The sequence below is a fragment of the Pantoea folii genome (genome assembly GCF_056678875.1).
The window spans coordinates 89,228-113,690 of the sequence record NZ_JBWXON010000012.1 but is presented as its reverse complement, the minus strand read 5'-3'; the positions used below and the strand labels follow the sequence as shown (position 1 = coordinate 113,690).

The following is a 24,463-nucleotide window of genomic DNA, read 5'->3' as shown; positions in this document are numbered from 1 at the left end:
ATTTTGCTGTGAAAAACCAAACACGCCTGGCCGTGGCGATTGCGCTCGCCCTGAGCCCTCTGCCCGTTGTCGGCTATGCCCAGGACAACACCTCGAATAATGAGAACGATCTTGTCGTGACCGCTTCTGGCTTCAGTCAGGAACGACGGGACGCACCAGCGAGTATTTCAGTGGTCGGTGAGAAGGAGTTAAACACCCGATCTAATCAGAATGTCACCGAAGCGCTACGCGAAATCCCGGGTGTACTGGTCGGAAATGGACATGGCAGCCTGGCAACCGGTGATATTCAGATGCGCGGCATGGACTCGACCTATACCTCTTACATGGTTAACGGGATTAAGCAGGCAACCCGTGAGTCACGTCCTTACGGCCATCACATCGGAACCGAAGCGGCTTTTATGCCACCGCTGGCGGCGATTGAGCGTATTGAGGTGATTCGCGGACCGATGTCCTCACTTTATGGCTCCGACTCGATTGGTGGTGTCGTCAACGTCATTACTAAAAAAGCCTATAACCTCGATAAATGGACAGGGGTACTGGAAGATAATTACTTCCTGCAGGAAAAAAGTGAGTACGGTAATACCAATCAGACCAATGCGTTTGTTATGGGGCCGATTATTCCGGGCAAACTGGGTGTGAGTGTGGGTGCTGATTATCTTGATCGCCGTGATGATGACAGCCAAAGCGATGAACGCTTCGTAAAGCATCAGTCTGGGAATCTTGATGCCACGGTTTCCATGTCTCCGACCGACACCCAACTCTGGGATCTGAGTGCCTCTCGCGGGCATCAGGAAAAAACCCACAGAGCAGCCAGTCCATGGTACTGGGGCTTTGATCGCGATGCAGCTTCGCTCTCGCAGCATGCCTGGTATGCCAACGACATGATCGAGGCGAAAAACTTCATCAGTTATGAAAAGGCTCGCACGGAGTACCGTGTTCCTGAGATGTCACCTCAGTTCATTGAGCAACGTAATTTTGAAGCGAACAGCGCGAATACCTTCTCCCTGGGCGATCACAAACTCACGCTGGGAGCGAACTTCACCCGTAATGAGCTGAATGACACCTTTGATGTCGAGGATAAGGTGGCGCCCGGCGTCACCCCGGTCAGCAAAATATCCCGTAATGGCTGGGCATTATTTGCGGAAGATGCCTGGATGATGGTCCCGGACTTTACACTAACAACCTCTGCTCGTCTGGATCATGACAGTTACTTCGGTTACCACGTCACGCCTAAACTCTATGGCAACTGGACGCTGAATGAAAACTGGTCGCTTAAAGGGGGCGTTTCAGCGGGTTATAAGAAGCCGGATTTGCGGGAAAATAATGCGGGCTTTACCAGCGTATATGGCGCCTATCCATACTCTTACATTGGCATCGGCAACGATGAACTCAAACCGGAAAAGAGTATCAATACCGAGTTGGGGCTTTACTGGCAGCAGGATGCACTGGCGCTGGATGCCACCATTTTCCACACAAAATTCAAAGATAAGATCAGCGATTACACCATCTGTACCCAGTCGGCCACGCAGCAATGCGTTTACAATGGCTATGTTGCCGAGAGCGTCTCGCAATATTTCAACGTCAGCTACGCTGAAATCTATGGGTTAGAGCTGAACGGTGACTGGCAGGCCACATCAAACCTGAAGGTGAACGCCAATTACACCTACACCCACAGTGAGCAGAAAAGCGGAGAGTACAAGGGATATGCGTTGAGTGACTTCCCGACCAGCATGGCCAATCTCTCGGTGAACTGGATGGCGATGAGCGAGCTGGAGTTGTGGACGCAGACAAGCTGGCGCAGTAACTCTCCGGACATTGGCAAGTCCAGCTCTACCGAAGCTTATGCATTGGTTGATCTGGGTGCGCGCTATCATCTGAATAAAAATATTACGCTGATGGCGGGTATTTATAATCTGTTCGATACAAACCCGATTTATAAAACGTCCTACAACCAGTCGGCGATGCTGGAAGGTAGACGTTATAACTTAGGGGCTCGCGTCGAGTTCTGATATCAGCCGGGCCTGATAGGCCCGGCATTTTTTTCTGATATGCCACCGACAACTCAGGCCAGCAATTCATGACAAATCGCGCCGATTTGGTCCACGGCATTGAGCAAATGAGCTGTTGGTTCGTTGGCACAATTTAACCGCAGGAAGTTCTGTAACTCCGCTCCCGGTGAAAACAGCGGTCCAGGGCTAACACCAATGCCCAGCGCCAGCGCGCGACGATGAACTTCCAGCGCATTGATCGGATGCGGAAGTTCAACCCACAGCAAAAAGCCGGCTTCCGGTGCGGTAACGCGCGCGCCAGGCGGGAAACTCGCTTCAACCCGTTCGATAACGGCTCGCACACCTTCCGCAACGCGAACCTTCAAACGTCGCAGATGCCGATCGTAGTCACCATTGGCCAGAACGTCGCTGGCGGCGGCTTCAAGCAGCGGTACGCCAGCCCAATCCCCCGCCATACGTGCCTGCATTACCTGCGTGTGATAGCGCCCAGCGGCAATCCAGCCGATTCGCCAGCCTGGAGCCAGAGTCTTAGACAGTGAACTGCAATAAATCACATTGCCGCTCTGATCAAAGGCCTTGCAGGCAGGAGGTCGCTGCCCGTAGCCAGCCAGATCGCCATACACATCGTCCTCGATTAACGGAATACCTGCACGTTCGAGCAATGCCACAAGCTCCTGCTTGCGCGCGACCGGCATACTGGCGCCAAGCGGATTTTGCACGGTAGGCGAAGCCAGCACGGCAGCGAGTTGATGCTGTTTAATGGCGTCAGCCAGTGGTGCCAGCAATAATCCTTCAGTGGGATCGGTGGGGATTTGCAGTGCCTTCAGGCCCAAATTCTCTAGCAACAGAAGCGTACCGAAGTAGGCGGGCTGCTCAATCGCGACGGCATCACCAGGCTGACACACGGCGTGCAGTGCCAGGCGTAGCGCCTGGGTCGCCCCAGCGGTAATGACAAGTTCGTCAGCGCTAAAGCGTGCGCCCCATTGCGCGGCACGTGTGGCTATCTTATTGCGCAGGTCGGCCCGGCCCGGTGGCAGGCTATAGCTTTGGCCATGCGCATCCAGACGGCGACCTGCCGATTGCAGCGCCCGCTGGAGTGTCTCCGTTGGCAACCAGTGGGGATCGGGCAGCGCCGCGCCGAGCGGTATCAAACGGCTTTCCGCGCTGCTGAACAGTGAACGCGCAACGGCTGACAGGGTCACGGGCACAGGGCCCGACAGCGCAGGCGGTATTTGCCGTTCGGTGTTTCGCGGAGTGACGAAGTAGCCTGAGCGCGGACGCGCAATAATCAATCCTTCCGCTTCCAGCCAACGCAGCGCTTCCAGAGCGGTTGGCAGACTAACCTGTTCGCGTTCAGCCAGTTTTCGGGCGGAGATCATCCGATCGCCGGGTTGCAGCGCACCGGAAGCAAGGGTATGTCGCAGACTCTCAGCAATGCGGCGGTAATGTGGGGACGATAATGGCAGGACGGACATGTCGATCTGTACAGTCTGATTTTCGATGAATCTGACTATACAGACGATGCCGGGCGCCATCTATAGTGTCAAACATGAACCAGACAAGGAGGCACTATGCACAGCAACAACTTCGACCTTTCCCGCTTTTTCCGCCGCATCAATTACACCGGCCCTGCGGCCGCCGATTCCGCCACGTTGCACGCCATCATGCGTCATCAACTGTTCACCGTACCGTTTGAGAATCTTGATGTGCAGGCTGGAAAAGTTGTTTCGTTGGTGCCTGAAGAGATCAGCGACAAGATTTTGCACCAGCAACGGGGCGGCTACTGTTACGAGGTCAACGGGCTGTTTGCCATGGCGCTGGAAGCGTTAGGTATTTCTTACCGTTTCGTGGCAGCAAGACCGATGTTCTACCCGGTGCGACGTCCCAAAACCCATATGGCGCTGGTGGCGGAAGTCGATGGGCGTCAATGGCTGTGCGATCTCGGTTTTGGCAGCTACGGCATTCGTGCGCCAATAGCTTTAGATGAGCTCAATACAGAAATTAAACAGGATTTCGACACGTTCAAACTCACCCGTGACGCGCATGGCGAGTATCTGCTGCAGGCGAAGGTAGAAGGGGAGTGGTGCAATCAGTACGGCTTTGATCTGTCACCGCAAGAGTGGATTGATTTTGCCCCGGCGAATTACCTCAACTCGACGCATCCTGATGCGATTTTTGTGCAGAAACGACTCATTGTGCAGCATTGTCCGGAGGGACGGATGATCCTGCTGGGAGATATGTTGAAAACGGTAACGGCGAATGGCGTGGAAAAGCAGCAGCTGGCGGAAGAGGAAATTGATGCTGTGCTGCAAAGCCGCTTTGGGCTAGTTAGCCATACATAGGAACGTCAAAAGAACTAGGCAGGAAATTTTGGGGGATGAATATCCTAATAAGCCAGAACCTTTGTGCGGCCTTAACTGAGCATATTTTGACGATGGTTATGGCTCCAACGAAATTTTTATTATCCATATGATTGAACGCTTTTGCGCGTGTTGGTTTGATGCAAGCCATGAGCCTCACATAATAGGCTCAAGGCTATGCACATTCTTCTCAAAGTTTTTTAGAAGATATGACTCAAAACTTCACTCTTTCCGCTGCAACGTAATCCGCGTCAGTTCCGAGGGACGCCCCAATCGTATTGCCATGCCTGGCCATAGCGCAGTGCCGTTATTCACATAGAGTTGCATGCCATCCACATCATAAAGCCCCGAGACAAAGCCCGCGTTGGGTTTCGCAAACAGCCGATCAAAACCGACGATCAGTCCGCCGTGGGTGTGACCAGATAGCTGCAAATCGACTTTGTGCGTTGCGTTCTGGCGCGCATTGCGTGGTTGATGATCCATCAAGATTACCGGTGCATCAGCAGGAACACCTTCCAGCGCCAGCTCAAGGTTAGGGCCAGTGGCTTCTCTGCGGGAGGCTGAAACATCGGGCAGACCGGCGATCGTTAGCTCCGCGTCGCCGCGTTTAATGAGGGTATGGCTGTTGAGCAAAGGTTGCAGTCCTAACGTCGCAAGATGATCGGTCCAGCGCTGCTGCTCAAAGAAATATTCATGATTGCCGGTGATGGCATAAACGCCGTCCGGCGCATGTAAACCTCGCAGCGGTTCCACGTCATTTCGGCGATTCTCGAGGGTGCCATCAATGACATCGCCGGTCACCAGAATCAGGTCCGCGTCCAGCGTCATGGCCTTTTTCACCATGGCTGCGGTCCATGCGGCGTTGAACACTTTGGTGATATGCAGGTCGGTGAGCTGAAGCAGCTGGTAGCCTTCAAACTCGCGCGGCAGGTTGTGGATTTTAACCGTCACTTCTTTTACGGCGGGGATGCGTATGGCCTGATGGACGCCGACCGCGGCCACAACCATGGTTAAAAGCGCAGCGCCATATCGTATGCCAGACGTAATCTGCAGCGGGTGCCGCACCAACAGGGAAATGAGTGTCACCACATCAAGCAATATTTGGGTGAACGCGAGCAGTAACACCGTGCCAAAGGCCCAGCTGAACAGGATGGTGACGGCGCGCGGCATTTCAGGTGAGAAGATACCGCCCGGCGTAAATCGGCTAATTAACAGATATTGAGAAGCCAGCAAAACCACCAAAGATAGGATGATTTTTAATACTAATGGCATGGCTAATGGAAAAACGAATCGCGCAATAACATACCAACTCGGTATGCTGAATATCAGATGAAACATCACTCTCTTCCCTGTTTTTAAGGCGCTGAATCAGCGCGAAAATCAAACTTATCATCATAAGTGATGACTATAGCAAAAGTTTATTTAGAGACTGTCCAGTTGATGTTCTTGCATTGGCATTATCATTTTCATCAGGAATGGCGATTACATTAGTGTTTTTGGTCTTGATTTACTGGGTCTGTATCGTGTAATTATTATTTTCGCGCTATAGTGCGGATAAATTATCGTTTTAACTTAGATGTTAAAGGATTCAGCCGATGCTGGTGGGATTTAAGGCGCTCTGTAAGCGCTATCACATTGAACTGGTTCAGCCACTTCGAGTGGAATCGGCTATTGGCACGGTTCGCGCCACCCATGAGAATCAGGGACGCATCGAAAAGCGTTATCCTCCAAGCTATCAACCTGAGGATAGCTTCTCAGGCCACTTTGCCTTTGGCCTCAAATATGAAGAGATCCATCTGGAGTTTTTTTCCCGGCTCTTCGCTAACATCGGCCCTGAACCGATCGAAAGCTGGTGTCTGCGTGAACCCTTTGGCCAATACGCACGCCGCACCGGCTTTCTCTATGAATGGCTGACAGGTAATACGCTCACCAACGTGCCCGATGTCGCTAACGGCGGCTATATTGCGGCGATCCCCGCGAAGGACTATCTGACGCGGACCTCAACGCTCAAGAATAAACGCTGGCGTATCAACGATAACTTACCCGGCTCGCCTGACTTTTGTCCTGTTGTTCGCCGCACGCCTGAGATTGAGAATGCCATTGCCTTTGATGTCACGGTAGCACTGCATGAACTGGATGATACCTTTGGTGCCGATGTTCTGCTGCGAACCGCCAGCTGGCTGACCTTCAAGGAATCCCGGGCCAGCTTTTTAATTGAGAAAGAGGCTGAACAGGCCGATCGTATTCAGCGTTTCGCCCATGTGATTGCGCAATATTGCGGCCAGATCGATGACCCGCTCAGTGATGAAAGCCTGCATATTCTGCAAAGAGGCATTCTCGGTCACGATGCGTTGGGACTAGGACTGCGTCGCTCGCCGGTGTTTGTCGGACAGGCCACGATGCGTGAGGACATCGTGCATTACGTGGCGCCACAATTTGAAGACCTGCCGCTGTTTATGCGTGGATTGCAAGAGTTTGAGCTCGCCACCCGTGGCGCCGAGCCTCTGGCCAGAGCGGGCGTGATTGCCTTCGGCTTTATCTATATTCATCCGATGCGCGACGGCAATGGCCGTATTCACCGCTTCCTGATTAATGACTCGTTAATCCGCGACGGCGCCATTCCTGAAGGCGTTATTCTGCCGGTCTCGGCCAGCATCACCAGTTCACTGGATTTTCGTGTTGGCTATGACCGCACGCTGGAAGTGTTCTCTAAACGCCTGATGCGCCGCTACGCCACCTCATGCCATTTTGGTGAGATTGTGACCTATGACGACGGTACACCGAGCAACTTCGCCTTCGCCGACTACGAAGATGCGCGTTACGCCTGGCGCTACCCGGATTTGACCTCTCACGTGTTGTACACCGCGAAAGTGATTGAGCACACCGTGCGAGTCGAAATGGCAGATGAAGCCAGAGTGCTGACAATATTCCAGAAGGCACAGGAGCGGCTGAAGGAAGTGCTGGAGATGCCGGATCAGGATGCGAATCGGATAATCCGATCATTGAAAGAGAATGGCTGGCAGGTGTCAGGGAAGTTGAGAAAGGAGTACCCGCCGCTAGAGGATACGGCAAGGGCGGAGAAGATCGTTAAGGCAGTTAAGTCGGCGTTTGAATAAGGGAGTTAAGATTAGTTGGGTTGGACGCAATTCTGAACATAAACGCCCTTACAGGAGAACTGCATGCATCATCTTGATGTGCAAGTGTTGAACGCAGCACTGGCATGGGCTGAGGAGCATCCGGTGTGGCTATGTACGGTGCTCAGTACCTTTGGTTCGTCCCCGCGCCCGCCAGGTGCAATGATGGTTATCAGAAGCGATGGACGCTATTACGGCTCGCTGTCGGGCGGGTGCGTGGAAGAGAGCTTTATCGCCCGAATTGGCGACGATACTTTTTCCTCGCCCAGCCAGATTGTGCGTTATGGAGACGGTGGCTTTGAGCCGGACCAGGCGCTGCCCTGCGGAGGCGCGCTGGACATCCTTGTGGAAAAGTTAATGCCGGGTAACGCGTCGCTCGACTACCTGCAACAGATGATGTCAGCGTTGACGGGGCCGCATTCCGTGGTAAAAGCGCTGACCATACCCGAACCGTGCCGTTCGCTGCTACCTGGGGGGTATCTGAGCCGGACGCATACTCAGGTACAGGGCGCGAACATCGTGCTGACGTTGTGCGCCCCTCCCAGGGTGGTCATTGCGGGCCTCTCCAGCGTCGCACTCTACTGCGCGAACTTTGCTCAGGCTTTAGGGTTTGAAACACTGGTATGTGAGCACCGCGAGGATGTACTGCTGAATCTGGCCGATCAACTTGATGACTCTGTGAAGTTAATTAAGCAGTTTCCCGCTAGCTACCTTGAACGTGAAGGGTGTCACTCAGGCACCGCGATTCTTTCCCTTACCCATGACCCTCGCATCGACGATCTGACGATGATGGAGGCTGTAAATCTGCCCGCTTTCTATATCGGTGCCATGGGATCGCAGAACAACAGTCTGAGGCGGAAAGAGCGGTTAGTCAGGATTGGCGAACTGAATCCCGAAGAAATTAACCGGATTCATGCCCCGATTGGGATGGATATTGGCAGCAAAACACCCGCGGAGATCGCGCTATCCATTATGGCCGATGTCGTTAGCCACAAAAATGGTTTGATGGGCTCACCGCAGGACAAGGATGGCGCATCGTGAATATTGCCATTCTGGTCATGGCCGCTGGGTACAGCCGTCGCTTCAGGCAATCCGGCCGGGGAAATAAACTCGCTGCGGTAATGCAGGGTAAGCCAGTGCTACAGCATACGCTGGATAATGTGCGGGCTACTGGTCTTGACTGCTATGTGGTGGCTCGGCCTGATGACAGGCAACTGCATGCGTTAATGTCGGAAGAACGCATCGTGCGCTGTTCGAGTGAGGGGCTGGGGGAATCTATCGCGGCGGGCGTGAACGCCACAGCAGATTATGACGGATGGTTAATTACCCTGGCGGATATGCCTTTTATCCAGCCCTCAAGCTATCGGGCCATCAGTGAAGCGCTGCGCGACTCCCGATTGGTACGCGCACAAGTCGATGGAATACAAGGTCATCCCGTCGGTTTTCAGCAATCTTTTTACTCTCAGCTTTGTGCATTACAGGGAGACAAAGGGGCGAAGGAATTGCTAAACGCTGATGCTGTCACGTTTGTTGACTTAACCGATCGCGGTTGTATCACGGATATTGATACTATTGAGGATATTACGCGGGCTAATCAGGCTGAATGTTGATGTGGCTAAGAGACAGACCCGCTGCACGGACTTGCAGACCGCACAGCGGGTAAGATTAGTTGGCGAGCGTTAAGCAGTCTGGGGTAAGGCGGCTAAGAGTTTATCCAGCGTAACCGGATAATCTCTGACCCTGACACCCGTCGCGTTGTAAATCGCGTTCACAATGGCTGCCCCGACACCGCATAATCCCAGTTCACCCACGCCTTTGGCTTTCATCGGTGAAGAGACCGGATCGGTATCATCAAGGAAGATGACTTCCTGCTCGGGAACATCCGCATGAACGGGCACCTCATAGCTTGCCATATCGTGATTCACAAACAATCCCAATCGGGTATCCACCGCCAGTTCTTCCATCAGCGCGCCACCTAATCCCATTGTCATCGCGCCAATGACCTGACTTCGCGCGGTTTTGGGATTGAGTATTCGACCTGCCGCACAGACGGCCAACATGCGGCGTACCCGAACTTCCCCTGTATAAACATCTACGGCCACCTCAGCAAAATGCCCGGCAAACGTGGATTGCTGATACTGCTGATCGAGGTCGCCAAACTCAATCGTGTCTTCTGCCGTCAGAGTGCCATTGGCCGCTGCCGCAGAAAGCGGGACGCTGCGATGACCTGAGCGAACTTCGCCCTCCACGAACTCGGCTTCATCAGGGTTGATGCCGAGTGCTGTTGCTACCTGTTCTCGAAGCTTGACGCAGGCGGCATAAACGCCTGCCGTCGACGTGTTCGCACCCCACTGACCACCGGACCCCGCTGAGACCGGGAAAGCGGAATCTCCCAGTTTCACTGCTACTTGTTCAAGGGGCACGCCCATCATTTCTGCTGTCGTCTGGGCGATGATGGTGTAGCTACCGGTGCCAATATCCGTCATGTCGGTTTCGACGGTGACGATGCCATGCGCATCCAGATGCACTCGCGCGCCAGAAGGAGCGAGGAGATTGTTGCGGAATCCAGCGGCTACGCCTAAGCCCACCAGCCAGCGCCCGTCTCTTACCTGGGCAGGTAACGGATTGCGCTTTTGCCAGCCGAATTTATCTGCCCCGGTGCGCAGACACTCAATCAGCTGGCGGCGCGAGAAGGGGCGTTTGGCATCAGCGGGATCAACCTGAGTATCATTCAGGATGCGGAATTCCACCGGATCGATGCCGGCTTTCTCTGCTATCTCATCCATCGCCATTTCCAGCGCCATTAACCCCGGCGCTTCACCCGGCGCGCGCATCGCATTGCCTTCCGGCAGATCAAGCGTTGCCAGACGCAGGCCGGTCAGACGGTTAGCGCCGGCATAGAGGAGTTCCGTCTGTTGCACGGCGGTCTCTGGCGTGCCGTTCGGCAAGTTACCCGACCAGCTGATATGCGAGATGCCCGTGATATGCCCGGATTTGTCGGTACCGATGCGAATATGCTGGTGCGTCGCGGGACGATGAGTGGTGTTATTAGGGATCATTGGCCGGGGGAGCATCACTTTCACCGGACGTTTCACAACGCGAGCACCCAACGCTGCCAGCAGGGCATCACTGCGCAGAAACAACTTCCCGCCAAAACCACCGCCAATATAAGGCGACAGCACCCGCACTTTTTCCAGCGGCAGGTTCAGCGTCTTCGCAAGATCGGATCGGCACCAGTTTATCATCTGGTTCGACGTCCACACCGTTACCTTGTCCTTGTCCCACATGGCCATAGAAGCATGAGGTTCCATAGCCATGTGACTCTGATCCGGCGTGCTATAGGTTTCATCCAGCACAAACGCCGCTTCGCTCAGGGCACGCTCTGCATCACCCACCGTTTTATCCGGCGTATCTTCCGGTGGAGTAGTCACGGTGGGTATTTCATGAGCAAGGCTGTAAGCGCCTTCTTCTTGCTGATAGCTAACCTCCACCAGCTGGGCCGCCGCACGTGCCTGTTCAAACGTTTCAGCGACAACCAATGCAACGGCCTGATGGTAATGTTCAATACGGTATTCAGCCAGCAACGTTGCCGTGTTCATCTCCCCCTTGCTGAGTTTGCCCGCATTTTTGGCAGTAACAACGCCTAACACGCCCGGTGCGCTTTCAGCGGCTTCGGTATTAAGCGAGGTAATTTTGCCTTTGGCAATCGGGCTGCCCACCACATACCCATATGTGACGTCAGGCGCCTCATCATGCCATTCATAGGCGTAAGGTGCGCTGCCGGTTGTTTTTAAAGGCCCATCAATGCGATCAAGCGGACGGCCAACGTATCTGAGTTGATCGATGGGATTCAAACCGGCGGGTTTCTCAAATTTCATGCTTTTGCCCTCGCTTCTGCCAGCACTGAAGCCAGAGTGCGCTTCGCCAGTACCAGCTTAAATTGGTTATCCGCCGTAGGTTGTGCATCCTCAAACAACTTATCGAAAACCGGCTGAGTACCATTGGGCAGTTCGCTGTCTGCCAACGACCGTCGCCAGGGTTGATGCGCCACACCCCCGACGGCGATCCTTCCTGTGCGATCACGCTGTACGATGGCCGCTACGGAAACCAGTGCAAATGCATAAGAGGCGCGATCGCGAACCTTACGGTAGATATGCGTGCCTCCCACTGGCGGCGGCAGGACCACCGCAGTGATAAATTCGCCCGCATTAAGCACCGTCTCAAGATGAGGCGTCTGACCCGGCGCGCGGTAGAAATCATTGATAGGAATCGCGCGCTCGCTGCCATCCGGGCTGACCGTTTCGATAGTTGCATCCAGCAGACGCATTGCCACGGCCATGTCGCTGGGATGTGTTGCAATACAATCCTGACTGGCGCCGATAACAGCAAGCTGACGGCTATAACCCCCAAGTGCTGCACAGCCGCTGCCAGGCAGACGCTTATTACAGGGCTGGTTGGTGTCATAGAAATAAGGACAGCGCGTGCGTTGAAGCAGGTTTCCTGCCGTCGTCGCCTGATTGCGTAACTGACCGGACGCACCTGCCAGTAACGCGCGCGAGAGCACCGCATAGCCCGTCCGCACACGCATGTCTGCGGCAAGGTCGGTATTTCGCACCAGTGCACCAATACGCAGTCCGCCTTCGTCGGTGGGTTCAATCTTATCCAGCGCCAAACCGTTCACATCAATGAGATGAGCGGGGGTTTCGATCTCTAGCTTCATCAGATCCAGCAAATTGGTGCCTCCGGCAATAAACCTGGCACCGGGATTTTGCTGCGCGCGCGTGGCGGCTTCCAGGGAAGAGGTGACTTTTTCATAGCTGAAGGCTTTCACGATGTGTGACCCTCCGCGAAGTCATCAATGGCGGCGAGGATGTTGGCATAGGCCCCGCAGCGGCAGATATTACCGCTCATGCGCTCGCGAATTTCATCTGCATGTCGTGTCGGCTGTGCCAGCAGGTCCTGGGAAACGTGGCTGGGTATGCCGTCTGCAATTTCCTTCAGAACCGCCACGGATGAGCATATTTGTCCCGGCGTGCAGTAACCGCACTGATAGCCATCATGTTTGATGAAAGCAGCCTGAAGTGGGTGCAGATTGTCAGGCGTACCCAGGCCTTCAATGGTGGTGACCTCAACGTTTTGCTGCATTACCGCCAGTGTGAGGCACGCATTAATACGTCGCCCATCGACGATAACGGTACAGGCACCGCACTGGCCATGATCGCAGCCCTTTTTGGTCCCGGTGAGATGGAGATGTTCGCGCAGGGCATCCAGCAGCGTAGTGCGGGTATCCAGATGCAGGGACCGCTCTTGACCGTTCACTTTCAAGGTTACGGGCATCATGGCGGGTGGGGGTGTGGAGGCAAATGCGCAATGATTCGACTTAGTGAAAGATGAGTCGCTGTTGACAGTTGCAGCGCTTGCCGGTTTGTTATCCTGCGGGTGGTTCATATCGTGAGGGGTGCTCATACCCGGCCTCCAGTGACAAAAAATAGGGTGCCTAAGGCACCTCTGTTTATAGGGTTTTTTGGAAACACTAAGCATAGTTGTCATTTCGGGATTGCGCGTCAGCAGGCGGTTAATCCATAAAAGAAGTGAAGCGAAGATGCGTACTATAAGGGGTCACAAGGCGACTGAATTGAATGTTGAGTCGTTACACGGAATTTCAGGGCCATCAGCAAAAAGCTGTAACCCCCTGTGACTGTAAGAAAATGCCGCTCGTTTTTGCGCGAGAACAATGTCACCTGTCTGCAGCATCACGTGCCGACGAGATGGCCAAACAGAGTGCCAGTCAGACCGGATGCGATCATCGCCAGGCTGCTCCAAAAGCTGACGCGACAAACGCTGCGTAAAACAGGTGCGCCCCCTGTACGAGCGGCCAGCGCGCCCAGCAAGGTCAACGATAACAGTGCAGATAGGACGATGAATCCAATCCCATTTTTCCCAGGGACAGTCATTGCCGCCATCAGGGGTATCACCGCGCCAGCGGCAAAACTGCCTGCTGAAAATAACGCTGCCTGTAATGGCCTGGCGGTGCTTATTTCAGTTATACCCAGCTCATCACGAGCATGCGCATCAAGGGCATCGTGCTGCATAAGCGCCTGTGCAACCTTATGGGCCAGGTCGGGACTCAGTCCTCTGTTGATATAGAGGGCGGCCAGCTCGTGTGTTTCTGCCACAAAGTTTTCATCCAGCTCGGCCTGCTCCTCCGCGAGAGCGGCTATTTCGGTATCGGCCTGTGAGGATACAGAGACATATTCACCGGTTGCCATAGACATTGCACCGGCAATGACACCTGCCAATCCGGCCAGCATCACGCTTTGATGGCTGGTACTGGCCGCCGCAACGCCGGTAAGCAGACTGGCCGTTGAGACGATCCCGTCATTAGCGCCCAGAACCGCAGCACGAAGCCAACCAGAACGGGCAATTTTATGCGATTCTCCATGAAGCATGCTAATTGTCTCCTGTGGTCTTCAAGGTACTCACCTTAAAAGTGAATCAACGTATCTTATTCAGATCTCGCTGGATATCGGCTCGCCGCCCTGTATCGGCTATTTCTCTGCCTGCTCTGGGAGGAGCCTGCATGGCTTTTTCAAGATATTGGCGAGCTCTGCTGGCGTCTCCCTGTTTCAGCAGGTAATCGCCATAAAAATAGTTTGCATCAATGCCGTCCGGATTCATGTTCAATGCCTGTTTCAGGAGGGTTTCGGCTTTCTTATTGTCACCAAAACCAATCGGCCAGCCCGGCACCTGATAGTAAAGGGCGCCCAGACTGGTGAATGCAGAGCCTTGCAACGCTCGAGGATCAAGAGCAAGCGCTTTCTCCAGACTGGCTTTGGCTTGTTTGACCAGCGTCAGTGCACCCAGCCCTCCTTTGGCTCCAGCCCAACTGCTGTCAATGATCCCGGACCATATCAGCAGCTCTGGGTCGCGATCGGCCTGTTGTACAGCAGCGTGAGCTTGCGTACTCAGCGTGCTGAAACAGGATGTTTTTTCCTGTTCCATCGTCCGGTACTGGCACCGGGCCCACTCTGACTGCAAATCAGACAGCTTATCCTTGGCAGTAGCCAAAGCGGGCAACGCCATCAGCATCACGATGAATAACCTGAGGGATTGCTTCATCTATTGATCTCCACTGTGTGTTTCAGAATGAAGAAAGCGTGAAATGACGGGCATTTTTTTGCGCAGCGCGTTGTCTACCCTCCCAGGCAACAGGGCGTTTATCATGATGAAAAAGCGTTCAGCGCGGCCAATATAGTGACGCGTTTTTTCCCGCTCCAGCACCGAAACAATCTGTTGTGCCACGGTTTCAGGTTCATCCTGGCTGTTGCCCAGCGCTTTATTCATCGCATTAACGGCAGGGGAATTCAGGCGAGTGTGTGTTGCCCTGGGCGCCACATAAAACACCGATAGACTGGTGTTAGAAAGTTCACGGTTCAGCGCTTCTGAAAACCGTCGTAATGCCGATTTTGTCGCACAATAGACGCTGTATCCCGGATGCCCCAAATCCCCCAGAATGGAACCGACATTAAGTATGATCCCACGTGCGCTGAACTGGTGAACACAGGCCCGGGAGAGCAGTAGCGGGATCTCAATATTTGCCCTGAGCTGAGTGCGGATGTCATCAAAAGTTTGCTGCTCGAGCAGGGCAAAACGGCTGTTTCCTGCATTATTGATCAATACATCCAGTCGCTGAGCCGCGTGAAAATTGTCCGCCAGTGCAAGGATCTCCTCATCGGTGTATTGAGAAACCGGAAACAGAGTATGGCGCTCAGGGTGAAGCATGCTGCGGCGCAATGTTTCCAGTTCGGCCTGATGCCGGCCAACCAGCCACACCCGGGCACCCTTCTGGGCAAGAAGCCTGGCAAGCGGCTGACCAATGCCGCCGCTTGCCCCAGTCAGAAGAATATTTTTATCACGCAGTTGCATAAGTGGCCTCTGTCAGGCTGTCCAGCATCTCACCATAAAGGGCATAGACCTCACGGGCGGTATGAATAATATCCTGCTGATCTTGCGGGTCAGTGACTTTGTCCATCAGCGAAGCAAAGAATTTAAGATGTTCAAGATCCAGTGCACCGTGCGATCGCAGATAGGTTGTGCAGGTTTCTTCAAGTGAAAGCGACTGCTGCAAAGATTCAGCGATAGGCGTGGCAATCATCACGCTGGTGCCTTCAAGTACGTGTACCATGCCAAAAATGCACATGGGATTGACCCGTTCAATACGGTAATAGAGCCATGCGAGCATCAGATCTACAGGACGGTCAGGCTCACCCGTACGAACAGCTTCTGCATCCCCTCCGCTGGCGCGTATATCATTAAGGATCCACTCATGGTGACCGTACTCCTCTTCGATATATTCAACCAGTGCGGCTCTTACCCACTCTTTCTCTGTCGGTAAACGGCTTCCCGCGCACATCAGCAGTGGAACGGTATGCCTGACGTGATGGTAAGCCTGCGCCAGAAACGCAGTGTACATATCCCGCGTGACTTCCCCGCGTGAGCATTGTGCAATGACCGGGCGAGACAGCATTCGCTCACGGGCCGCCAGCGTCTCATTCTGGAGTTTTTGGTAGAATGACATTTATCTGATCTCCTCAATATTGAGTATCTGTGTTTTCATCAGGGCCCATACGCGTTCACGACGGGGGCGACCATTCGCGGTCAACACCTCGGGTGAGGAGATGAGCGGGGTAAAAATGAGATGATGGGGGCGGGCATAATCCGGAAGCCTGTCCGACAGTGCTCTGAGTTGCTCACGTGCAGATGCTTCCATCCCTTCAAATGTGTGCACCAGTGCCACGTTTTTTTTCAAACCTTCGCCGAAGATCACCAGACGACGCACGGCTGTGCAGTTCATGGCCTCAGCTTCAACCCATTCCGGTGAAAAATTACGACCAAAAGCATTTATCTGAACATTTTTCCGTCTGCCACGAATGTGTATAAAGCCGGCTGTGTCTTGCTCTGCTAAATCTCCGGTCGCAATGCTGCCGGTAAAAGGAGCTTCTCCAAGATAACCCAGGGCGTTGCCGGGGCTTCTTACGTGTAGCTCGGCGTCATGAAAAGTCAGCGATACTCCCTCTAAAGGCTTTCCTGCGCTCCCTGCCATTTCATGATGTTGATGATTAAGTGCCACGACAGAGCCACACTCTGACAAGCCGTATCCTTCAAATATCGGCAGCCCGGCAGATCGCGCGGTACTAATCAGCTGCTGAGACACGCGGGCACCTCCTACCGCAACGTAGCGCAGCGGGGCGGTTACTTCCGGTGATCGACGATGGATGATCATTAATGCCCTGAGAAGTTCTGGCACCAGAACCAGTGTTTGCGGATGCCAGCGGCGCAGGGCTTCAGCGAAAATTTCTGGGCTGAACTGATTCGAACCGCTAAATCCGAGTGCATTAAGGTCAGGCACACAGGCGGTTACTCCCAGCAGCAAAGGAACATAGCTGCCGCAAATGTTTTCCAGTAGCGTACTGAGCGGAAGTGTTACCAGATGGCGCTGGAGGGACAGGGGCTTCATCAGGCCTGCCAGCGCGGCGGCAGTCCACTCCAGCCCTGTAGCCGACAGGCAAACGCCCTTAGGGGTGCCGGTGGTGCCCGATGTATAGGTAACTTTCACGGTGCCAGAATGCAGTAAGGGCAAACCTTCCTTTCTGCAAATATGCAGCATTCCCTGCGCCGTAGACATGAGGGCCCAGCCTGAAATGTGTGCCGGGCCCAGAATGGCGTCCGCGCCGGAGCTGTTCATTAACCATTCACGTTGCTGATCGGAGAAAAAAGGCGGTACCGGAATGCAAACCACACCGGCTTTCAGGCAAGCAAGATCCGCGATAATCCAGGCCGGAGTGTTGCCCAGCGCCAGCGCTAGTCGATGAACTTTCGCCTGTCTGAGTGTTTCAGCAAAAGCCGACACATCCTTATGAAAGTCAGCCCAGCTCCAGCTACGCTCGTTGCTGATCAGCGCAGTAGCAAACGGCTGTTGTCGGGCATGGAATTCGAGCGCATTAATGAGCATGCTGTACCTCCGGTATCGGGTGCCACGGGGAATCAGGTAATACATCTATCCACCCGTTTAGAATGTCGTTGTCTGCAAGCGCAAGCTGACCGCCAGCCAGCTCCCCGGCCATAATCTTGGGCGCATGTAAGTAATAAGTCCCCCATTGCGCCTTTTCGCTTCCCAGCCGATCGCCTTCAGCATCGGCGAGCACGACCGGATGCAAGTTCATTCTGGAAAAGGTGTTACGGATTTTTCGTGTGCCGGTAAACACAATGTGGCTGTACCCGTAATGGTTGAGTAACCTGCAGATGGCGGCATACAACACACGCACTGCCAAACCATCCGTCGCGGCAAAATTACCAATTTCAACGATACTGCTGCGGAAAATTTGACCCTTAAAAACGTCACTCAGCATCCCTTCCGCAGGCCTGTCCAGATAACGCTCGATATACATCATGCCTGCGGAGGCGGGTGCCATGCCGCACGCGGCGATCAGACATCCGCGCCCGTCTTCCAGGGTAAGAATATCGGGCAGCAGTGAGCTGAGTTCAGCTCCATAGTGGCGGAAATAGTGCTCACGAATAAAATTGCCGGCGGTGGAGGATTCGTTGCCACCTAAACGCCATATCAATCTACAGGGAAAATGGATGAGCATTTCAGGTCCCCTTTTTGATCAGTGACAATTCAACATGTTTGCCCAAATATTATTTATTTCTTGCCAGGTAAATATGGAGAATGCCCATGGCACCATGCGCATAAAAATAAAGTTCAACAAAGGTTGTCAAAAACTTGTGCCAGTGCATAAAAATGCGCGCCATCTCTGCCGTCACGCCGGTCATCCACTGGGTTAAAAACCAGAGACCGCCTGAAAATGCAACCAGAAGCAGTGAAACCACGCCGAGACCTTGTATCGTGGCCGCGATCCCGCCTTGCGTAGCTTCGGGCAATCTGCGTTTTTTTAACAGTAATAAATCCTGTTTAATCCCTTTGAAATCAATAGTAAGCCACGCGAAATACCAGCGAACTCCTCGTTGGGTGAGCATCCAGCACAAGAGCACAATACCGGGAAAAATCAGGGTAAATCCTGAAATAATATGAAACCACGTGATAAAAGCCTCGATGTTATTTTCACCCATCGCCTCACGTTCGGTTAAATTTGAATTAATAATCTGCGAAAGTATTAGCAACGCAATGGCAATGTGTAATCCGCGAAAAAAAGGGGCGTCATTGTGAGGAAGATGGCTCAATAATTTACTTTTCATTGTTTCACCAGGATTCAGGGGTAATGTGGCCATCTTCACCTGGAAATATTAAATCAACCTTAACAAAGGAAAGGCTGTACACTATTTTTTAAATGAGAATGTGTTTCAATAAAGATAAGTATTTTTTTCACACAGTGACGTTCATCTCTGATACTTTAGATTTATCTAAACTATCAGAGATAGAGTGATGATGGCGAACACTCTGGACTTGCCGATGCAGGCAGCAAAAGCAGCACGTCTGCTAAAGACGTTAGCGCATACACAGCGTTTGATGATCTTATGCACGCTGATCAAAGCTCCCTTAACGGATGCGGGCGCGCTGAGTCGCATGACCGGCCTGAGTCCTTCAGCAACATCACAGCATCTGCGAATCATGAAAACACAAGGTTTGATTGTTTCGTCCAAGACCTCACGTTTCAGGCACTACCGTCTGGCTGATCCTTCTGTGATTGCCGTGATGGAAGTGCTTCACCGACTGTATTGCCAGGAGAATGAGAATGAACATCCCGCTACTCACCCCGATAGAAGTCAAACAGAGGCTTAAGAACGGCGCGCGCCTGATAGATATACGTGGGCGTGATGAATGGGAGTATGAACACATACCGGAGGCATTGTCCGTTCCGATCGATCAGATCGAGCCGGAAAAACCGCTCTCGTTGCGACAGAAGAGCGAAGATTGCATCATATTTCACTGCCAAACGGGTATGCGCACTGATGCAAACCAAGCCCAATGTGCCACATTAGGCGCGCCGGCAAAGATTTACCTGCTGAAGGGTGGGATGAATGCGTGGAAGTCGGCAGGCTATGCAACAGTAAAAGCGAAAGGAGGCGTGCTCCCCTTAATGCGTCAGGTGCAGATTGCCGCCGGTACATTAGTGTTATCCGGCGTCCTCGCCGGCGCGACGGTGTCTGAGTGGTGCTATCTTGTGTCCGGTGTTGTCGGATGTGGACTCATATTCGCTGGCATCACCGGCTGGTGTGGGATGGCGAAGGTATTAAGTCGACTGCCCTGGAATCGGACATAACGTTTTTCACAGGGATCGCGTCTGTTTTATTAAAAATTGGCAGCAAGCCAAAGCGATAGACAGACAAAAGATTGTTCACAATGTTTAAGTTTAAACCCGTCAGGTGTTATCGCCGTTTGTCAGCAGCATCTGATCGTAGGGTATTTAAACACGATCAGATGGGCGGAATAATGACGATGAATTCCTCCAGGCGTCACTGTAATTGGATTAAAACTTAATATTAATTAATGATTTTCACCCTAGGGTGGCTCTACAAGGTTGAATAAGCGAAAGATTTTCTGCGAGGACTTTAATGTCAAACATCCTATGCTACATTTACTCAGCACTGATTTGATCTTTATGTTTGAGGCTTCTGATAATGGATGATAAGCACGGTGTATTAATCGTGAATTTGGGAACGCCTGCTGCGCCCACACCGGTTGCGGTGAAAAAATTCCTTTCAAAATTCTTACATGATTACCGGGTCGTTGATTTACCCAGGATTCTATGGTGTCCGATACTTCACGGCATCATTATCCCACTACGTTCCAGACGCGTGGCAAAGTTATATGCTTCAATCTGGATGGAAGAGGGATCTCCGCTCATGGTTTACAGCAAACGACAAGCCACTGCTCTTGCGCAGGTGACAGGATTGCCCGTTGCTCTTGGCATGAGTTACGGTGAACCGTCAATCAGCAGCGCTATTGATGAATTAATTGAGAAAGGTGTGACTAAAATGACAGTCATTCCATTGTATCCGCAATTTTCATCGTCAACGGTTTCATCAGTCTGGGATAGCGTCAGTCGTCATTTACAGACGACCAAAATTCGATATACACCTGCGGTCAATTTTATAAATGATTACGCAGCCCATCCGGCCTATATTGAAGCGCTCAGGTTGTCAGTTGAAAATTCTTTCAACCTGCACGGTGTTCCGGATGCCTTGCTCATTTCATACCATGGTATCCCTGTCAGATTTTCAGCCGAAGGAGACAGGTATAAAGAGCGATGCGAACTCACCACAAAACGGCTGACTGAAGCGCTGGGTCATGAATCTCTGCAGGTATTAATGACTTTTCAATCCCGATTCGGCAGAGAACCCTGGTTAGAACCCTATACTGATGAAACGATTAAGGGACTTCCGGCCAAAGGCATTAAGAAGATACATGTGATCAGTCCGGGGTTTGCGTCAGATTGTCTTGAAACCCTTGAAGAACTTGATGAGCAGAACCGGGAATTATTTATGCATGCAGGTGGGACGGCATTTATCTACATACCCGCTCTTAATGACAATCCCGAACATATTGAACTGCTCCGACAGCTTGCTGTGGGAGAAAGTTAACAGATAAATATTATCTCCGGGTATACGAAAGAAAGCCCAATAAGGGATGCTTATTTTGACTACGCATTAAGTATTTTTTTATCAGGCTTATTGTTTTGATAAGTCTGATTTTTTTGACCAACTCATCATTTCTCAATACGTCTGTATTAATTTCCAATCCTGCCATTAAAGATAAGTGGCATGAGTTTCCTGGCAGCATTCCTTAAAGGTTCATTAAGCAGATGTGATAAGCGAGCACATCATAACGACGAATTTTATTAATGCTCACGTAAATAAATAGTTGAGTGCGCGTGTCTTCTTTAAGGTTCCAATCATTAAATTGATGGAAAGGGCAGTAATGTAAAAAAATGATTGGGTAGCATAGGATTTTGGTATGTCAAATCCACCGATTGATAAAAAAGTATATTTATTTATAAAGTCTAAATATTTGCATCCGATAACTCTTTTTTAACCATGGGAGTTTGAATATGAAAGTTTCCACCCGTCTTATGTTGAGCTTTGGCTTGCTCATTGTTCTTTTTATGCTAAGCATTTCGATTGCGTATAAAGGTTTGTCTGATTCCCGGGATGAACTGGATAAGACGGTTAACGTCAACATGCAGAAATATCAACTGGGTATGGCGCTTTACGGTAACATTAGAGACATGGGTATTGCCGTACGCAATATTGCGTTGCTGACTAATAATGAAGAAATGGAAGTTGAAAAAAAGCGTCTTGAATCTCAGCAGTTGCAGTTTGACGAGACGCTGAAGAAACTCGACTCGCTCCAGGCAAAATATGCGACCGAAAGGGGGCAGGCTTTTTTTAATAAAGTCACCGCACTCAGAGCTGAAACTTTTTCTGTTCTCAGTCAGGCAGCTTCATTAGGGTTGCAGAATAAGCAGCAGGAGACTATTCGGTATCTCATGCAGACGGTCAGACCGATCCAGGGACAGTTATTAACGGCGTTAAAAGAACTGACGGTTGTTCAGCTCGAGGAAAGCGATGCCGCGGTAAAAAATGCGGGAAGTTATGTCAGCAAACTCATGTTTATTCTCGGGGTACTGGGTGCAATGACATTAATTATCTCTCTCCTGGCCGCGTGGTTAATCATGCGCAGTCTGATGAAGCAACTCGGTGGTGAACCCTCGCAGGCTCAGGCCATAACGGCAGCGATTGCTGCTGGTGATCTTACCACAACGGTCACGCTAAGGCCGGGAGATCAAACCAGCCTGCTTGCTTCTCTTTCTGCCATGCAGACTGACCTCCGCCAGTTGGTCAGTGACATTAAAAACAGCGCCGGTTCGGTTGCGATGGCGGCAGGTGAAATAGCGGAAGGAAATACCGAACTCTCTTCACGTACTGAGGAACAAGCAGCTGCATTACAGGAAACCGCCGCCAGCATGGAACAGATGACCGTGACGGTGAAAAATAATACAACCAGTGCGCAGCTCACAGCAGAACTCGCTCGTGATGTGGCTAAGCTTGCGCATGTGGGTGAAAAGGATGTGCAACGTATGTCCACTACCATGGATGAAATTACCTCCAGCGCCACAAAAGTCAGAGATATTACCTCTGTCATTGAAAGTATCGCATTTCAGACCAATATCCTGGCGCTCAATGCTGCCGTAGAGGCGGCGCGTGCAGGTGAAGAGGGACGAGGATTTGCCGTTGTCGCAGGTGAGGTGAGAACCCTTGCTCAACGAAGTGCCACTGCTGCTAAGGAAATAAAAACGTTAATTGAGCAAGCGGTAGAGCAGGTTGAGAGCGGTGTCGTGGTCGCAAACGGAACGGGACAGAGCATACTGAAAGTCGTCAATATGGTCGGTGAACTGGCATCATCCATGGACGATATTTCCAGGGCTTCAGCTGAACAGATGCAGGGTATCACGCAAATTGGCATTGCGGTTACCCAGATGGACTCAGTGACGCAAAGTAATGCAGCTTTAGTCGAAGAGTCTTCTTCGGCCTCGCAATCACTGGCAGGACAAGCCCTGGTGTTACGTGGAACGGTGGAAATGTTTAAAGTTTAAAGCGCATTCTTTGTTGTCACTCATGGTCAGGCTCATGCATTGAGCCTGACTTTTTTGTCCTTAGAGATCTAAAACCGGTGTCTCTTTTTGCTCAGCAGTCTTATACGGTGTAAGCCAGTTAATGACTACGCTACTCTGCGAAATTTCGTATCTTTCAGCAGGATCTATCTAATTTCCTTCTGTCGCGCTTATCCTTAGCGCGTCCGTTAACCAGAAGGAAGATAATATGAAATGGCAGCATTATTTACTGGGTGGCGCGCTGGGTGTGATGAGTGCGACCGGCTTTGCCGCAGAAATGAAAAATCCGCTCAGCGTGCACGTGCTGAATCTCCAGACCGGCGTGCCAACGGCAGGGATCGAGGTCGAGCTGGACAGAAAGCAGGGGGAGGAATGGATCAGGTTAAGTCAGGGAACCACTGACGGGCAGGGACGCATTACGGCGCTTTACCCGGCAGATCAGAAGGCACAGACAGGCGTATACCGCGTGATTTTCAAAACCGGCGACTATTACAAAAAACACGATCAGCCGACCTTTTTCCCTGAGATCCCGGTGATGTTCAGTCTTACTGACGCTGATCAGCACTATCATATCCCGCTGCTACTCAGTCAGTATGGATATTCAACTTATCGAGGCAACTGAGCGTAGACCGCTGTTTGTCGAACAGTGCCAGGTCAGGGATAAAACCTCTACTGGATTGAATAACATAAAGCGCAGCCTGCCGTGCGCGATGGGTTCCTTGCATAAAAAAACCGGCAGGTCGCCGGTTTTTATTCAAAAGCCAGAGATCTACCAGTGATACTTATTAGAGTCTTCCCAGTCTTTCAACTCTTTTTCCGCCTGCTCCTTGCCGTAACCGTAGCGTTCCTGGATACGACCAACCAACTGGTCGCGCTTACCTTCTGCCACGTCCATGTCGTCATCGGTCAGCTTGCCCCATTGTTCCTTCACTTTGCCCTTGAACTGCTTCCAGTTTCCGCTAATACGATCTTCGTTCATGCCGGTCTCCTTAGTTAACTAACGGTCTGCCGCCGGGTGACTTGTGTGCAGAGTTTTATTCTATAAAATATGGTTCATATTCATGAATTTTCCTGTTCGACTTCACATTTGCGGATTTTTCCTTAAGTGAAATCAGCCCAATCGGCAATAGGGTTAAACCTCAGAACTGTCGTTCCGGCTGCATGACGGAGATGCGGACGATTTCCTGGACCTCAGGAGATAATTCATGCACTCATATGAAAATCGTATCCGGGCTGTGGAGCTTTATTTCGGATATGGAAAAAGGCTGACAGTTGTTGTCAGGGAGTTGGGCTATCCGTCCGTTAAACAGCTTGGTCGATGGTTTCGA

General features: G+C 52.0%; 23 protein-coding genes. 10 read left to right on the top strand and 13 right to left on the bottom strand.

Features of this window, described 5'->3' with window-relative positions; all coding sequences use genetic code 11:
- The first annotated feature begins 8 nt into the window (after positions 1–8).
- Positions 9–2,009, top strand: a complete 2,001-nt coding sequence (locus AC1MDE_RS15175; RefSeq protein WP_480344780.1) for a TonB-dependent receptor domain-containing protein — start codon at positions 9–11, stop codon at positions 2,007–2,009.
- A 53-nt stretch (positions 2,010–2,062) separates the two neighbouring features.
- On the opposite strand, the gene AC1MDE_RS15170 is transcribed toward AC1MDE_RS15175, so the two are convergent.
- The gene (locus tag AC1MDE_RS15170) at positions 2,063–3,544 is read right to left on the bottom strand and encodes an aminotransferase-like domain-containing protein (RefSeq protein ID WP_480344779.1); all 1,482 of its coding nucleotides are present in this window, start codon (positions 3,542–3,544) and stop codon (positions 2,063–2,065) included.
- Between the two features lie 36 nt (positions 3,545–3,580).
- On the opposite strand from AC1MDE_RS15170, the gene AC1MDE_RS15165 reads away from it, so the two are divergent.
- Positions 3,581–4,351, top strand: coding sequence for an arylamine N-acetyltransferase family protein (locus AC1MDE_RS15165; RefSeq protein ID WP_480344777.1), 771 nt, complete (start codon positions 3,581–3,583; stop codon positions 4,349–4,351).
- A 240-nt stretch (positions 4,352–4,591) separates the two neighbouring features.
- Here the strand turns inward: AC1MDE_RS15165 and AC1MDE_RS15160 are convergent, their stop codons facing one another.
- Positions 4,592–5,707: a metallophosphoesterase gene (locus AC1MDE_RS15160; RefSeq protein ID WP_480344776.1), complete on the bottom strand. Its 1,116-nt coding sequence runs from the start codon at positions 5,705–5,707 to the stop codon at positions 4,592–4,594.
- A gap of 257 nt (positions 5,708–5,964) precedes the next feature.
- Here AC1MDE_RS15160 and AC1MDE_RS15155 point away from each other — a divergent pair, with 257 nt between their 5' ends.
- The 3 genes from AC1MDE_RS15155 to AC1MDE_RS15145 all read left to right on the top strand — a co-directional run bounded on the left by AC1MDE_RS15155 (position 5,965) and on the right by AC1MDE_RS15145 (position 9,113).
- Positions 5,965–7,485, top strand: coding sequence for a Fic family protein (locus tag AC1MDE_RS15155; protein ID WP_480344775.1), 1,521 nt, complete (start codon positions 5,965–5,967; stop codon positions 7,483–7,485).
- Between the two features lie 63 nt (positions 7,486–7,548).
- The gene (locus AC1MDE_RS15150; protein WP_479403000.1) at positions 7,549–8,544 is read left to right on the top strand and encodes an XdhC family protein; all 996 of its coding nucleotides are present in this window, start codon (positions 7,549–7,551) and stop codon (positions 8,542–8,544) included.
- Positions 8,541–9,113, top strand: coding sequence for a nucleotidyltransferase family protein (locus tag AC1MDE_RS15145; RefSeq protein ID WP_479403001.1), 573 nt, complete (start codon positions 8,541–8,543; stop codon positions 9,111–9,113). The genes AC1MDE_RS15150 and AC1MDE_RS15145 overlap by 4 nt, the downstream gene beginning before the upstream one ends.
- A 69-nt stretch (positions 9,114–9,182) precedes the next feature.
- On the opposite strand, the gene paoC is transcribed toward AC1MDE_RS15145, so the two are convergent.
- The 10 genes from paoC to AC1MDE_RS15095 all read right to left on the bottom strand — a co-directional run bounded on the left by paoC (position 9,183) and on the right by AC1MDE_RS15095 (position 18,759).
- The gene (gene paoC, locus AC1MDE_RS15140) at positions 9,183–11,381 is read right to left on the bottom strand and encodes an aldehyde oxidoreductase molybdenum-binding subunit PaoC (RefSeq protein ID WP_479403002.1); all 2,199 of its coding nucleotides are present in this window, start codon (positions 11,379–11,381) and stop codon (positions 9,183–9,185) included.
- A complete protein-coding gene (locus tag AC1MDE_RS15135; RefSeq protein WP_479403003.1) occupies positions 11,378–12,334 on the bottom strand; it encodes an FAD binding domain-containing protein in 957 nt (318 codons plus the stop codon). Before AC1MDE_RS15135 ends, paoC begins: the two co-directional genes overlap by 4 nt.
- Positions 12,331–12,969 (bottom strand): aldehyde dehydrogenase iron-sulfur subunit PaoA, encoded by a 639-nt coding sequence (gene paoA / locus AC1MDE_RS15130; protein ID WP_479403004.1) that lies wholly within the window; start codon positions 12,967–12,969, stop codon positions 12,331–12,333. Before paoA ends, AC1MDE_RS15135 begins: the two co-directional genes overlap by 4 nt.
- Before the next feature lie 287 nt (positions 12,970–13,256).
- A complete protein-coding gene (locus AC1MDE_RS15125; protein WP_479397726.1) occupies positions 13,257–13,952 on the bottom strand; it encodes a VIT1/CCC1 transporter family protein in 696 nt (231 codons plus the stop codon).
- Between the two features lie 46 nt (positions 13,953–13,998).
- On the bottom strand, positions 13,999–14,622 hold the full coding sequence (locus tag AC1MDE_RS15120) for a tetratricopeptide repeat protein (protein ID WP_479397725.1): 624 nt from the start codon (positions 14,620–14,622) through the stop codon (positions 13,999–14,001).
- Positions 14,623–15,429 carry an SDR family oxidoreductase gene (locus AC1MDE_RS15115; RefSeq protein ID WP_211729787.1) on the bottom strand — a complete coding sequence of 269 codons (807 nt, stop codon included), beginning with the start codon at positions 15,427–15,429 and terminating at the stop codon, positions 14,623–14,625.
- The gene (locus tag AC1MDE_RS15110; protein ID WP_211729786.1) at positions 15,416–16,081 is read right to left on the bottom strand and encodes an iron-containing redox enzyme family protein; all 666 of its coding nucleotides are present in this window, start codon (positions 16,079–16,081) and stop codon (positions 15,416–15,418) included. Before AC1MDE_RS15110 ends, AC1MDE_RS15115 begins: the two co-directional genes overlap by 14 nt.
- Entirely contained in the window at positions 16,082–17,515 is a 1,434-nt protein-coding gene (locus AC1MDE_RS15105) for an AMP-binding protein (RefSeq protein WP_479397723.1), read from the bottom strand.
- Positions 17,505–18,152, bottom strand: coding sequence for a thermostable hemolysin (locus AC1MDE_RS15100; RefSeq protein ID WP_479397722.1), 648 nt, complete (start codon positions 18,150–18,152; stop codon positions 17,505–17,507). The genes AC1MDE_RS15105 and AC1MDE_RS15100 overlap by 11 nt, the downstream gene beginning before the upstream one ends.
- 49 nt (positions 18,153–18,201) lie before the next feature.
- Positions 18,202–18,759: a cytochrome b/b6 domain-containing protein gene (locus AC1MDE_RS15095; protein ID WP_480344808.1), complete on the bottom strand. Its 558-nt coding sequence runs from the start codon at positions 18,757–18,759 to the stop codon at positions 18,202–18,204.
- A 187-nt stretch (positions 18,760–18,946) separates the two neighbouring features.
- Between AC1MDE_RS15095 and AC1MDE_RS15090 the strand changes: the two genes are divergently transcribed.
- From AC1MDE_RS15090 to uraH, 5 genes are all read left to right on the top strand, one after another.
- Complete coding sequence (locus AC1MDE_RS15090) at positions 18,947–19,303, top strand: ArsR/SmtB family transcription factor (protein WP_479397721.1); 357 nt, start codon at positions 18,947–18,949, stop codon at positions 19,301–19,303.
- Positions 19,257–19,784: a rhodanese family protein gene (locus tag AC1MDE_RS15085; protein WP_479397720.1), complete on the top strand. Its 528-nt coding sequence runs from the start codon at positions 19,257–19,259 to the stop codon at positions 19,782–19,784. Before AC1MDE_RS15090 ends, AC1MDE_RS15085 begins: the two co-directional genes overlap by 47 nt.
- A gap of 358 nt (positions 19,785–20,142) precedes the next feature.
- Positions 20,143–21,105 carry a ferrochelatase gene (gene hemH, locus AC1MDE_RS15080; protein WP_479397719.1) on the top strand — a complete coding sequence of 321 codons (963 nt, stop codon included), beginning with the start codon at positions 20,143–20,145 and terminating at the stop codon, positions 21,103–21,105.
- Positions 21,106–21,572: 467 nt separating this feature from the next.
- Complete coding sequence (locus tag AC1MDE_RS15075; protein ID WP_283216765.1) at positions 21,573–23,117, top strand: methyl-accepting chemotaxis protein; 1,545 nt, start codon at positions 21,573–21,575, stop codon at positions 23,115–23,117.
- A gap of 226 nt (positions 23,118–23,343) precedes the next feature.
- Positions 23,344–23,757 (top strand): hydroxyisourate hydrolase, encoded by a 414-nt coding sequence (gene uraH, locus AC1MDE_RS15070; protein WP_479402137.1) that lies wholly within the window; start codon positions 23,344–23,346, stop codon positions 23,755–23,757.
- A 147-nt stretch (positions 23,758–23,904) separates the two neighbouring features.
- Here the strand turns inward: uraH and AC1MDE_RS15065 are convergent, their stop codons facing one another.
- Complete coding sequence (locus AC1MDE_RS15065) at positions 23,905–24,114, bottom strand: CsbD family protein (protein ID WP_283216714.1); 210 nt, start codon at positions 24,112–24,114, stop codon at positions 23,905–23,907.
- Between the last annotated feature and the right edge of the window lie 349 nt (positions 24,115–24,463).